Annotated in this window: 12 protein-coding genes; 10 read left to right on the top strand and 2 right to left on the bottom strand. The window is 68.6% G+C overall.

What is annotated here, in order from left to right; genetic code table 11:
- The first annotated feature begins 113 nt into the window (after window positions 1-113).
- From VSO01S_RS12575 to flgL, 4 genes are all read left to right on the top strand, one after another.
- Window positions 114-1,850 carry a methyl-accepting chemotaxis protein gene (locus VSO01S_RS12575; RefSeq protein ID WP_068642850.1) on the top strand — a complete coding sequence of 579 codons (1,737 nt, stop codon included), beginning with the start codon at window positions 114-116 and terminating at the stop codon, window positions 1,848-1,850.
- A 35-nt stretch (window positions 1,851-1,885) separates the two neighbouring features.
- A complete protein-coding gene (locus tag VSO01S_RS12580; RefSeq protein WP_068642852.1) occupies window positions 1,886-3,436 on the top strand; it encodes a methyl-accepting chemotaxis protein in 1,551 nt (516 codons plus the stop codon).
- A 136-nt stretch (window positions 3,437-3,572) separates the two neighbouring features.
- Window positions 3,573-5,534, top strand: a complete 1,962-nt coding sequence (gene flgK, locus VSO01S_RS12585) for a flagellar hook-associated protein FlgK (RefSeq protein WP_068642854.1) — start codon at window positions 3,573-3,575, stop codon at window positions 5,532-5,534.
- Between the two features lie 41 nt (window positions 5,535-5,575).
- Complete coding sequence (gene flgL, locus VSO01S_RS12590) at window positions 5,576-6,787, top strand: flagellar hook-associated protein FlgL (protein ID WP_068642935.1); 1,212 nt, start codon at window positions 5,576-5,578, stop codon at window positions 6,785-6,787.
- Here the strand turns inward: flgL and VSO01S_RS12595 are convergent.
- Window positions 6,774-7,049, bottom strand: a complete 276-nt coding sequence (locus tag VSO01S_RS12595) for a hypothetical protein (RefSeq protein WP_245684195.1) — start codon at window positions 7,047-7,049, stop codon at window positions 6,774-6,776. The two genes, flgL and VSO01S_RS12595, sit on opposite strands and share 14 nt — an antisense overlap.
- Window positions 7,050-7,256: 207 nt before the next feature.
- Here VSO01S_RS12595 and VSO01S_RS12600 point away from each other — a divergent pair, with 207 nt between their 5' ends.
- From VSO01S_RS12600 to VSO01S_RS12615, 5 genes are all read left to right on the top strand, one after another.
- Window positions 7,257-7,496: a hypothetical protein gene (locus VSO01S_RS12600; RefSeq protein WP_068642856.1), complete on the top strand. Its 240-nt coding sequence runs from the start codon at window positions 7,257-7,259 to the stop codon at window positions 7,494-7,496.
- Window positions 7,497-7,511: 15 nt separating this feature from the next.
- The gene (locus VSO01S_RS12605) at window positions 7,512-7,736 is read left to right on the top strand and encodes a hypothetical protein (protein ID WP_068642858.1); all 225 of its coding nucleotides are present in this window, start codon (window positions 7,512-7,514) and stop codon (window positions 7,734-7,736) included.
- Between the two features lie 42 nt (window positions 7,737-7,778).
- Entirely contained in the window at window positions 7,779-8,642 is an 864-nt protein-coding gene (locus VSO01S_RS12610; protein WP_068642860.1) for an alpha/beta fold hydrolase, read from the top strand.
- 269 nt (window positions 8,643-8,911) lie between these two features.
- On the top strand, window positions 8,912-9,118 hold the full coding sequence (locus tag VSO01S_RS27835) for a hypothetical protein (protein ID WP_174544727.1): 207 nt from the start codon (window positions 8,912-8,914) through the stop codon (window positions 9,116-9,118).
- A 45-nt stretch (window positions 9,119-9,163) separates the two neighbouring features.
- Entirely contained in the window at window positions 9,164-11,500 is a 2,337-nt protein-coding gene (locus tag VSO01S_RS12615) for a phosphocholine-specific phospholipase C (RefSeq protein WP_068642862.1), read from the top strand.
- A 52-nt stretch (window positions 11,501-11,552) separates the two neighbouring features.
- Here the strand turns inward: VSO01S_RS12615 and VSO01S_RS12620 are convergent, their stop codons facing one another.
- Complete coding sequence (locus tag VSO01S_RS12620) at window positions 11,553-12,194, bottom strand: GDSL-type esterase/lipase family protein (RefSeq protein WP_068642864.1); 642 nt, start codon at window positions 12,192-12,194, stop codon at window positions 11,553-11,555.
- Window positions 12,195-12,233: 39 nt separating this feature from the next.
- On the opposite strand from VSO01S_RS12620, the gene VSO01S_RS12625 reads away from it, so the two are divergent.
- Window positions 12,234-12,635 (top strand): YkvA family protein, encoded by a 402-nt coding sequence (locus tag VSO01S_RS12625; RefSeq protein ID WP_068642866.1) that lies wholly within the window; start codon window positions 12,234-12,236, stop codon window positions 12,633-12,635.
- Window positions 12,636-12,646: the final 11 nt, after the last annotated feature.

Raw genomic sequence — 12,646 nt, forward strand, 5'->3', positions numbered from 1 at the left:
GGCAAGGCCCGCAGCGCCAAGGCGCAGGCCGAGGTGCAGCCCGCCGACCCGACGCCCCAGCCCGCCACCGCCGGCACCGGCGACTGGACCGAATTCTGAACAGGCGCACGACCATGCAATTCCTTCGCAACATGCTGATCGGCAGGCGCCTGGCCCTGGGCTTCGGCCTGGTGCTGGTCCTGTCGCTGGCCTCCACCGCCTTCACGCTGCAGAGCATGCGCAGCAGCGCGCAGACCACCCAGCAGACCGTGCTGGGGCCGCTCGCCAAGGAGCGGCTGGTGTCCGACTGGTACGTGCTCACCTATTCGGCCATTGCCCGCACCGAGCTGATCGCGCGCAGCACCGACGCGGCGCTGTCCAAGACCTTTGCCGAGGTGATCGCGGCCAGCTCGAAGAAGGGCAGCGAGACCATGGCCAAGGTCGAGCCGCTGCTGGTCACCGACGAGGAACGCGCGATCTTCAAGCACATCGGGGAGCTGCGCGCCAAGTACCAGAGCGCCAAGGAACTGGTGATGAACACCAAGACCGCCGGCGACGCTGCGCTGGCCGAGCGCCAGTTCAACGAGGTGTTCATGCCGGCCGCCAAGACCTACGAGAAGCGCGTGCTGGACCTGCTCTCGCACGAGCGCCAGACCATCGACGCGGCCGTGGTCGCGGCGCGCGAGGCCTCGGCCGAGCGCTTCATGACGCTGATGCTGTTCGCGGCGGTGTCGCTGGTCGCGGGTGTGGCGGCGTCCTTGCTCATTGCGCGCAGCATCGTCCGCCCGCTAGGGCAGGCGGTGGATGTGGCCCGCACCGTGGCCGGCGGCGACCTGGGCAGCCGCATCGTGGTGGATTCGCGCGACGAGACCGGACAGTTGCTGGAAGCGCTGCGCGAGATGAACGACAGCCTGGCCCGCGTGGTGGGCGAGGTGCGCAGCGGCACCGACAACATCGCGACCGCCTCGGGCCAGATCGCCACGGGCAACCAGGATCTGTCCTCGCGCACCGAAGAGCAGGCCAGCTCGCTGGAAGAAACGGCCGCCTCGATGGAACAGCTGACCAGCACCGTCAAGCAGAACGCGGACAACGCGCGCCAGGCCAACCAGCTGGCGGTGTCGGCCTCGGAAGTGGCGGTCAAGGGCGGCACAGTGGTCGGCCAGGTGGTGGACACGATGGCCTCGATCAACGAGTCGTCCAGGAAGATCGTGGACATCATCGGCGTGATCGATGGCATCGCGTTCCAGACCAACATCCTGGCGCTGAATGCGGCGGTGGAAGCCGCCCGTGCCGGCGAACAGGGCCGGGGCTTTGCAGTCGTGGCCGCCGAAGTGCGCAACCTGGCGCAGCGCTCGGCGGCAGCGGCCAAGGAAATCAAGGGCCTGATCGACGACTCCGTGGGCAAGGTGCAAGCCGGCAGCGAACTCGTTGGCGAAGCCGGCCAGACCATGCAGGAGATCGTGGGCAGCGTGAAGCGCGTGACCGACATCATGGGCGAGATCACGGCCGCGAGCCAGGAGCAGACGGCGGGCATCGAGCAGATCAACCAGGCGATCACGCAGATGGACCAGGTGACGCAGCAGAACGCGGCGCTGGTGGAAGAGGCGGCTGCAGCTGCGGCCTCGCTGCAGGAGCAGGCCGGCGGCCTGGTGCAGGCGGTGAGCGTGTTCCGCATGGGCGGCGCATCGCAGGCGGCGCCTGCGGCCCGCAAGCCGGCCGGCACGGCCGTTGCGCGCAAGGCCACTGCACCGGCAGGCAAGGCCAGGGCCTCTGCCAAAGCCAAGCCAAGCGTTCGCGAAACCACTCGCGCAGAGCCCGCCATGGCCCCGTCCGGCGCCTCCAGCGCCGCAGGCGACTGGACCGAGTTCTGAACAAGCAAAACAAGAAAGACAGAGAAGAGAAGTCAATGAACCTGAAGAACCTGAAGATCGGCACCCGCATGGGCCTGGGCTTTGCCGTCGTGCTGCTGCTGATGGCTTTCATCGCGGCATCCGGCCTGCTGCGGCTGGAGAACGTGGGCAGTGCCACGAATGAGATGGTGAACGGCCCGCAGGTCAAGGAGCGCCTGGTGGCGCAATGGGCCAGCGAGGTCAAGGCCAACATCGTGCGCACCTACGCCATGGTCAAGTCCACCGACGCCGCGTACGAGGAGTACTACAAGAAGGGCATCGGCGAAGGCTCGGCCCGCATCTCGCCGATCCAGAAGAAGCTGGAGGGCATGCTCGACTCGCCCGAGGAGAAGAAGCTCTACGCCCAGATGGGCGCGGTGCGCAAGGAGGTGCTCGACATGGTGGATGCCGTCGGCAAGCTCAAGGCCGACAAGGAATGGGACGCGGCCGCCCGCATGGCCGACGAGCAGCTGAGCAAGAAGCTGGCGGCCTACGAGGCCAGCCTGATCGCCCTGGGCGAACAGCAGCAGGCGCAGATCGACGCGGCGGCCAAGGCCATTGCGCACGAGCACCAGACCGGCCGCCGCTCGCTCATCGTGCTGTCCGTCGTCGCGCTGGTGGCGGCGGCGCTGTGCGCCTGGCGCCTGACGGTGAGCATCGTCCGCCCGCTGGGCGAGGCGGTGAAGGTGGCCGAGACCGTAGCCGGCGGCAACCTGGGTTCGCACATCGAGGTCGACAGCAAGGACGAGACCGGCCAGCTGATGCTCGCGCTCAAGGAGATGAACCAGAGCCTGGCCCGCGTGGTGGGCGAGGTGCGCAGCGGCACCGACAACATCGCGACCGCCTCGGGCCAGATCGCCACGGGCAACCAGGATCTTTCGTCGCGCACCGAAGAGCAGGCCAGCTCGCTGGAGCAGACGGCTGCCTCGATGGAGCAGCTGACCAGCACCGTCAAGCAGAACGCGGACAACGCGCGCCAGGCCAATCAACTGGCCGTATCGGCATCTGAAGTTGCCGTGAAGGGCGGCACGGTGGTGGGGCAGGTGGTGGACACCATGGCCTCGATCAACGAGTCGTCCAGGAAGATCGTGGACATCATCGGTGTCATCGACGGCATCGCGTTCCAGACCAACATCCTGGCGCTGAACGCGGCGGTGGAAGCCGCCCGTGCCGGCGAGCAGGGCCGGGGCTTTGCAGTCGTGGCAGCGGAAGTGCGCAACCTGGCGCAGCGCTCGGCCGCAGCCGCCAAGGAAATCAAGGGCCTGATCGACGACTCGGTGGGCAAGGTGCAAGCCGGCAGCGAACTCGTTGGCGAAGCCGGCCAGACCATGCAGGAGATCGTGGGCAGCGTGAAGCGCGTGACCGACATCATGGGCGAGATCACGGCGGCCAGCCAGGAACAGACGGCGGGCATCGAGCAGATCAACCAGGCGATCACGCAGATGGACCAGGTGACGCAGCAGAACGCGGCGCTGGTGGAAGAGGCTGCGGCAGCGGCCGCCTCGCTGCAGGAGCAGGCCGGCGGCCTGGTGCAGGCGGTGAGCGTGTTCCGCCTGCAGGCGGCCTGAAGGCGCGGGCGAGCCGCCAGGCCGGCGCGCAGCCCTTCAGCTTTGCGCCGGCCTGCCGATATCCCACTTGAAGCGGCTCGTTTCTTTCTCTTGAAGGCGGCTGCCACAAGTCCAACCCCCACTTCCCCGAAGCACCATGTCCGGAAACTTGTTCCTCACAGGCCTGAGCGGCCTCAACGTGGCACGCGGCGCGCTGTTGACCACGGCCCACAACACGGCCAACGTCTACACGCCGGGCTACAGCCGCCAGGTGGCGCAGATCAGCACCTCCACGCCCAACGCCACCGGCGCGGGCTTCTTCGGCACCGGCGCGGTCGTGACCACGGTGACCCGCAGCTACGACCGCTACCTGACGGCGCAGCTGGCGGCCGCCGATTCGTCGGCCGCCGCGCTGTCCACCTATGCCTCGCAGATCAACCGCATCGACTCGCTGCTGGCCGACCGCACCTCGGGCCTGCAGCCGCTGCTGCAGGGCTTCTTCGACAGCGTGCAAGGCGTGGCCAACATGCCGGCGGACCCGGCGGCGCGCCAGCAGCTCATCAGCTCGGCGCAGGCCCTGGCCAACAAGTTCCGCAGCACCGACCAGTACCTGACGGACATGAACGCGTCGGTGAACGACCAGATCACCGCCAGCGCCGGCCAGATCAACACCTATGCCACGCAGATCGCCAACCTCAACCAGCAGATCAGCCAGCTGAGCGCCATGGCCGGCGGCCAGCCGCCCAACGACCTGCTGGACCAGCGCGACCAGCTGGTGAGCGAGCTGAGCAAGATCGTCGACGTGAAGGTGCTGGAAACCGACGGTGGCAAGTACAACGTGTTCATCGGCAACGGCCAGTCGCTGGTGCTGGGCGACCGCGCGGCCGAAGTGGCGGCGGTGACCTCGGCGGCCGACCCGACCCGCAAGTCCATCGCCATCACCGGCCCGGCCGGCAACCAGGTGGAAGTGGCCGACAGCGTGTTCACCGGCGGATCGCTGGGCGGCCTCATGGCCTTCCGTGCCGAGACGCTCACGCCCACGCAGAACGCCATCGGCCGCCTGGCCATGGCCCTGGGCGACACCTTCAATGCGCAGCACAAGCTGGGCGTGGACCTCCAAGGCCTGCTGGGTCAGGACTTCTTCAGCGTGGCCCAGCCCGGCGTGTTCACCAACACGCACAACGCGGGCGACCTGCAGCTCGCAGCGAGCATCACCGACACCGGCAGCCTCAGCACCAGCGACTACAAGGTGCAGGTGAAGGACGTGGCCGGCACGCCCACCTATGTGGTCACGCGCATGTCGGACAACCAGGTGGTGGCCAATTCCACCGGCTTTCCCATCGACTTCGACGGCGTGCGGCTCGACTCGGCCGGCGGCACCGCCGCCGCCGGCGACTCCTTCCTGGTGCAGCCCACCCGCACCGGCGCGCGCGACGTGGACGTGCTGGTGCGCGACCCGGCCAAGGTGGCGGCGGCTTCGCCGGTCGTCACCGGCAGCGCCGCCGGCAACATGGGCACGGGCTCGATCAGCAGCGCCACCATCGGCGCCGGCTATGGCGCCACGCCGCTGGCAGCCAACGTCACGCTGGCATACGACGCCGCCACGGGCACGCTGTCGGGCTTTCCCGCTGGTTCCGCCGTGACGGTGACGGCGGCCGACGGCACGGTCAACACCTATGCCGCGGGCACCCCGGTGCCCTACAGCGCGGGCGCAGCCATCAGCTTCGACGGCATCAGCGTCACGCTCAAGGGTGCGCCGGCGCAGGGCGACACCTTCAGCATCTCGAAGAACACAGCCGGCGTGTCGGACGGCAGCAATGCGCTGCTGCTGGGCGCGCTGCAGCGCCAGACCACCATCGGCGGCGGCACCAGCACCTTCAACGGCGCCTATGCGCAGCTGGTGAGCGAAGTGGGCAACCGCGCCATGGAAGTGCAGGTGGCCAGCAAGACGCAGGACAGCCTGGCCACGCAGATCCGCGCCAGCCAGCAATCCGTCTCCGGCGTGAACCAGGACGAGGAGACCGGCAACCTGCTGATGTTCCAGCAGATGTACCAGGCCAACGCCAAGGTCATCCAGACCGCGCAGGCCATGTTCGACGCCATCCTCGGCATCGGCTGAGCCGGCGGCCACGACAAGAACGCATTCAAGGAGTCATGATGATGCGCATCAGCACCCAGACCTTCTACGACCAGAGCCAGTCGGCCATGGGCTCGCAGCAGCTGAACCTGTTCCGCCTGCAGCAGAAGATCGCCACCGGCCGCAACATCCTCACGCCCTCGGACGACCCGGTGGGCGCGGCGCGCGCGCTCAACGTGAGCCAGGCCCTGTCGGAAGGCGCGCAGTACGCGGCCAGCCGTTCGCAGGCCACGGCCATGCTCTCGCGCGAGGAAGACGCGCTGCAGAGCGTGGTCTCGGTCCTGCAGAACCTCAAGACGCTCACCGTGCAGGCGGGCAACGGCACGCTCAGCGACGCCGACCGCGCGTCCCTGGCCACCACCATCCAGAGCAACCTGGACCAGCTGGTGGGCCTGGCCAATGCGGACGACGGCAACGGCCAGTTCATCTTCGCGGGCTTCAAGAGCGCCACCGCGCCCTTTGCCCAGCAGGCCGGCGGCGGCTACCAGTACCTGGGCGACCAGGGCCAGCGGCTGATGCAGGTGGACGTGGCGCGCCAGATGGCCACCACCGACGACGGGCGCAGCGTGTTCCAGTCGGTGCAGGGCGGGGCAGGGTACGTGGCCTCGGGCGCCGCGGCCAACACCGGCACCGGCGTGTTCGGCGCCGTGAGCGTGACCGACGCCACCGCCGCCGCCTACGGCAAGGACTTCACCATCAGCTTCGCGGGCGGCAACTACAGCGTGCAGACGAAGGACACGCCCCCCACCGTGGTGGCCACCGGCCCCTATGCGGCAGGCACGCCCATCAGCTTCGGCGGCCTGTCGATGAGCATCAGCGGCCAGCCGGCCGACGGCGACAGCTTCGACGTCTCCACCGCGCGCAATGCCGGCACCGACATCTTCGCGACGCTGGGCGAGCTGGTCACGGCGTTGAAGAAGCCGCTGGAGGGCGGCGGCGCGCAGGCGCAGTCCCAGCTGCTCAATGCGCTGAGCACCGCCAACGTGAAGATCACCAACGCGCACGACAACGTGCTGACCATCCGGGCCTCGGTGGGTTCGCGCATGAGCGAGCTCGAGCAGCTGGACAGCGGCGGCGAAGCCCGCACGCTGATCGACAAGAGCTATCTGTCGGAAATCGAGGACCTGGACTACTACGACGCCATCTCCGAATTCACGCAGCGGCAGACGGCGCTGCAGGCCGCGCAGCAGACCTTCGTGTCCCTGAGCGGACTGGCCCTGTTCAAGTACCTCTGAGCGCGCGGCGCGCTTCGAGAGGGCGGGGCGGCCCTAGCGGGTCCGCCGATGCGCGCTCGCCGGTGCCGGCGGCATCGGTGGTGCTGTCGTGCGCAATGGGATAGGCGCCTTCCGAGCCTTCGTCGGGCAGGGCGGTGCGATGGCGGTCGGTCTGCACATCGCTGCCGCTGTCGCTGCTGTCGCTCGGGCCGAGCGCGTCCACGTCCTTGCCTTGGGGCTCGGCGGGCGCACGCTTGCCGCCGAGGATGCTGCTGGTTGCCATGGGCATATCTCCTGGGAAGAATGAAAGAGCAGATGCCACCACTTTGGGGCGGCGGGAAGGCAACGCATGTGAGACGGTGCCCAGCCCGCTTGTCGGTGGCCGTGGCGGATCGTTGACCTGCACTAGGGGCTGCGTCCGACAGGCATGCGCCGGCGGCGGTCCTACGCTTGGGTATCCAAGCTGTCCTCCTCCTCGGAGTCTCGTCCCATGCAACGCGGAGAAATCGTCAAGAGCAAGGCGCCCCGGCGCTGGATGCTGGTGCTTCTCGTGGTGCTGCTGGTCGGCGGGGTGGCCATCGCGCTCTTCTGGAGCGAGCAATCCAATGCCCAGGCCTCGGCTGCGCTGGGCCAGAGCCTGGTGGCCTGGAGCCCGAGCGCCGAACTGCGCTGCGAAATGGTGCGCGTGTGGCCGCTGCCGGCCGAATGCGTCTTCGTGTTCGGGAAGTAGGAAGGGCTCTCCAAGATGCCAAGCGAATCGCGCATCAGCCGGGCCGGTGGCGGCAATGTGCCGGCGCCGCAACCGGTGCCGCCCCTTCCCGGCCCCGACGTGCCCGGCATCGAACTGCCGCCTGACCCGACCGAGCCGCCGGGCTCGCCCACCGGTCCCGACATCGAGGATCCGCCGGCCCAGCCGCCGGTGCCGGTGCGGGAGCCCCCGGGCACGCCGCCGCCCGAGCACGCGCGCTGACCCATTCCCGGTGTGGCGTGCAGCAACAGTGGTGGTGCCCCCATGCCCGAACAGGTTCTTGTCGATTTCGACCACCATCGGCTTGCTGCGCTGCAGGCCGGCGACCGGCGTCACCCGGCGTTGGTCCTGCTCCACGGTTGGCCGCTGACGAGTGCCGTGTGGCAGCCGGTCATCGAGCCGCTGGCCGCGGATCACCATGTCCTGGCCTTCGATCTTCCGGGCATCGCCCAATCGGCCTCGCCCATCCAGGCGCCGACGCGCAAGGCGGAGATCGCCCAGCTCGTGCTCGACGCCGCGCAGGCGGCAGGGGCGCGCGACATCACCATTGCGGGCGGGGACGTGGGCGGCATGATCGCCTTCGCCGCGGCGCGCGACTTTGCAGACCGCATCCGCGGCGCGGTCATCATGAACACGGTGATTCCCGGCCTCGACCCCTGGCGCCAGGTGCTCACCGACGAGCGCGTTTGGCACTTCGCCTTTCACCTGATCCGGGGCTTGCCCGAGAAGCTGGTGACAGGGCATGAGCGGGTCTACTTCGACTACTTCATCGACACGCTGAGCGCCCACCCCGAAAAGATCGACGATGCGCTGCGCCGCCAGTTCGTGCTCGGCTACACGGCCACCGGCGCGCTGAAGACCGGCTTCGGCTGGTACCGCGCGATGCCCGCGGATGCACGGCACAACAGCCGGCACCAGCCGATCGACACGCCCATCCTGTACCTGCGCGGCGACGCGGACCGGCGGCCCATCGCGCCCTATGTCGACGGCCTGAAGGCCGTTGGTGCGAGCGATGTGCGCGGCAGCGTGATCAAGGGAAGCGGCGAGCTGCTCTCGATCGAGGCGCCCAAGGCCTTGATCGCCTGCCTGCGCGAATTCACGGCCTCGCTGCCCGCGATGAATTCATAAGTTCGCGCCGCGCGTTGCATGTGGCAACAGTTCGTGCCGTGAACGCATCAGCTTCGCCGATGTCATCGCAAGTTCGTTGACCTGTCACGGCGAATGCTTAGCCTAGCTGCTGCCTTGTCAGTCGGTCAGTCAGGCAAGGCAACGCTCTGTTCCAAGAACCACCAGGAGGCTTTGTCCCCTGTCGCTGCCACGGCGGCACAGGGGCGCATGCGTTGGCGTGCACGCACGCGCCTGCACCTCCGAAATCAAGAAGAAGGAGTCTTGCTTACATGTCCAAGTCCATTCCATGGCGCGCCTGCATTGCGCTCTCCCTGCTCGCCATGCTGGCGGCCTGTGGCGGCAGCGGCGGCAGCGACGCCAGCGGCGCCGGCAGCGCCACCGCCAGCAGCGCGCCATCGTCCAGCAAACCCGAAGACAAATCCGCGTCGCCGTTGTCCGCCAAGAGCAGCGACTCCGAAGTGCGCTTTGCCCCTTGAACGTCCCGTGAACAACAACATCCGAACAACAGGATTCATCACCCCATGACCACTCGTCGCAGCTTTCTTCAAAGCGCCACCGGCACCGGCCTTGCCGCCGCCACGCTGACTGCCTTTCCGCCCAGCATCCGCCGCGCCCTGGCCATTCCGGCGCATCGCGAAACGGGCACCATCAAGGACGTGAAGCACGTCGTTTTGCTGATGATGGAAAACAGGTCCTTCGACGGCTACTTCGGCACCTTCAAGGGCGTGCGCGGCTTCGGCGACCGCTTCGCCGTGCCGGCGCCCAACGGCAAGACCGTGTTCCACCAGACCTACACGAAGACCACGCCGCCCACCACCTACGTGCCCTACCACCTGGACGAGAGCAAGGGCAACGCGCAGCGCGCCGGCAGCACGCCGCACAGCTGGAATGACTCGCAGGCCGCGTGGGACCACGGCCGCATGTTCAAGTGGCCTGATTCGAAGAACCTGCTGTCGCTGGGCTATTACGAAGAAGCGGAAGTGACCTTCCAGCGCTCGCTGGCCGAGGCCTTCACGCTGTGCGACCACTACCACTGCGGCATGCACACCGGCACCATCGCCAACCGCCTGTTCTACTGGACCGGCACCAATGGCCCCAACGGCGTGAGCCCCATCGACGGCAGCCGCGTGGAAGTGGCGGCGCTGAACAACCAGTTCAACGGCGGCAACGACATCGGCGCATCCACCGCCGGCTGGACCTGGACCACCTATGCAGACCGGCTGGAGCAGGCCGGCGTGAAGTGGAAGGTCTACCAGAGCCTGATCGACAACTACGGCTGCAACGAGATGATGAGCTTTCGCCACTGGCGCGCCGCCATCGAGCAGATGCCGGCTGCGCGCCGCCCGCTGTACGTGCCGGCCACCGACATCACGCAGCCGGTGACCGCTGCCGGCCCGTTCTACGACGCGGCCGTGGACGACGCGCTCAGCCCGCTGGCCAAGGGCTTTCACAACACCATGCCCTACGGCTTCCTGGAGACCTTCCGCGAGGACATCCAGGCCGGCAGGCTGCCGCAGGTGTCGTGGATCATCGCGCCCTCGGTCTACAGCGAGCACCCCGGCCCGTCGAGCCCGGTGAAGGGCGGCTGGTACGTGCAGGAAGTGCTGGACGCGCTCACCGCCAACCCCGAGGTGTGGAGCAAGACCGTGCTGCTCATCAACTACGACGAGAACGACGGCTTCTTCGATCACCTGCCGTCGCCGTCGGCGCCCTCGCGCAATGCCGACGGCACGCTGGCCGGCGCCACCACCATGGCCGCGGCCGACGTGGCGGTGGAATACCACGACTACACGCCGGCCACGAGCAGCCAGCCGGCCAAGGACGGGCGGCCCTACGGCCCCGGCCCGCGCGTGCCGCTGTGGGTGGTCTCGCCCTGGAGCCGCGGCGGGTGGGTCAACTCGCAGGTGTGCGACCACACGTCGACGCTGATGTTCCTGGAGCAGGTGTTCGGCGTGAAGGAGCCGCAGATCAGCAACTACCGCCGCGCAGTGTGCAGCGACCTCACCAGCGCCTTCAACTTCGACCGCCCCAACGACGAGCCGCTGCCCACGCTGGCCGGCCGCAGCACCAAGGCCGAGGTGGATGCGCGCACCGCCGCGCAGCAGGCGCTGCCCAAGATCACGCCGCCCATCGACGCCGCGCTGCCCAGGCAGGCCACCGGCGTGCGGCCCTCGCGCGCCTTGCCCTACGAGCTGCACACCAGCGCGCGCAGCGACGCGGCCGCCGGGCGCGTGCAGCTGCTGTTTGCCAACAGCGGCAAGGCGGCCGCCGTGTTCCATGTGTACGACAAGCTGCACCTGGCCGACCGCCTGCCGCGCCGCTTCATGGTCGAGCCCGGCAAGCAGCTGAACGACGACTGGAACGCGATGGCCGACGACGCCGGCCTGTACGACCTGTGGGTGCTGGGCCCCAACGGCTACCACCGCCAGTTCAAGGGCAACCTCAACACCCTGCGCGCCGGCGGTGCCGCAGCGCCCGAAATCCGCGTGGGCTACGACGTGAAGCGCGGCGAGCTGCTGCTGCAGCTGCGCAACGAAGGCGCGCGCGAATGCCGCTTCGCCGTGCAGTCGAACAAGGCCTACGCGCTGCCGCATCTGCTGGGCCCCGCCGGCCACAGCAATGCGCAGGACGGCAACAACGCCGGGCAGGGCCACGGCCGCGACGGCAGCTGGTCGGTGCGCGTGAACGGCGGCGAGGAGGCCACCATGCGCTGGCGCCTGGAGTCGAGCGGCCAGTGGTATGACTTTGCGGTGAACTGCGATGCGGATGCCGCCTTCTACCGGCGACTGGCCGGCCGGGTCGAGACCGGCCGCCATGCGGTGAGCGATCCGGCGATGGGCATGGCCGACCAGTTCTGATGGTCGGCGGGCGCGCGGTTCTGCTGCTGCGCGCCCGGCAAGCCGGCAGTGTTCAGCGCCAGCCGGCCGCCTTGAGCTTGTCGGCCAGCTGCTGCGCCATGGCGGCGTAGCCCTGCGCATTGGCATGGATGCGGTCGGACCGCAGCGCCGCGTCGGACAGCACGGTGGAATACACGTCCGGGATCAGCAGCGCCTTCTCGGCGGCCGCCACCTCTGCGTAGAAGCCGGCGTCGCTCAGCGACCCGGCTGCGGCGCGCCATGCCTCCGGGGCCGGCGTGGCGATCAGGGCGACATACGGCGTGTGCGCCAGTGCGGCGCGCACGATGGCGGCCACGTTGTCGCGGGTGGCCTGCTGCGGCACGCCGCGCAGCATGTCGTTGCCGCCGATGCCCACCAGCACGGCGTCGTAGCTGTTGGCTGCGAGCAGGGCCGACAGGCGCTGCAGCGCGCCGGCCGAGGTGTCGCCATTGACGCCTTCGTTGTCGACCTGCCAGCCTGTGAGCCCTGCCAGCAGGGCGGGCCAGGCCTGTTCTGGCATCGCGCCATAGCCCACGGTGAGGCTGTCGCCCAGGGCCAGCACGCGTGCGCCGGGTTTCAGGGCCGTGGCGGCAGAAGTTGGTTGGCGTTTGCCGCAGGCCGCCACGAGGGCCAGCGCCGGAGCGAGCAGGAGCAGGTGTCGTCGTCGTCGGTTCATCGGGCGCGAAGGTAGCACGCGGCGGGTACAGTCGATTCAATGGGCTTTCTCGACACGAGCCGCGCCTGGGCGCGCCAAATCAAGCGCGACGTGATGACGCTGTGGTTCGCCCGCTCGCACCCCGCCACGCCGTGGTACGCCAAGGCCATGGGCGCCTTCGTCGTGGCTTATGCGCTCAGCCCCATCGACCTGATTCCGGACTTCATTCCGGTGCTCGGGTACCTGGACGACGTCATCCTGCTGCCCGTGCTGATCTGGCTCACCGTGCGGATGCTGCCGCCGGAGGTCTTGCAGGATTCGCGCAGCCAGGCGGAGCAGTGGATGGCGGACAAGGCATCGAAGCCGCGCAGCCTGGCGGGCGCCGTGGCCATCGCTCTGATCTGGCTGGCGGTGGCCGTGATGCTCCTGCTGTGGGGATGGAAGCTGTCTGGCATCATGTAGCACGAAGTAAC

It is taken from the genome of Variovorax soli NBRC 106424, assembly GCF_001591385.1.
Taxonomy (GTDB): domain Bacteria; phylum Pseudomonadota; class Gammaproteobacteria; order Burkholderiales; family Burkholderiaceae_C; genus Variovorax; species Variovorax soli.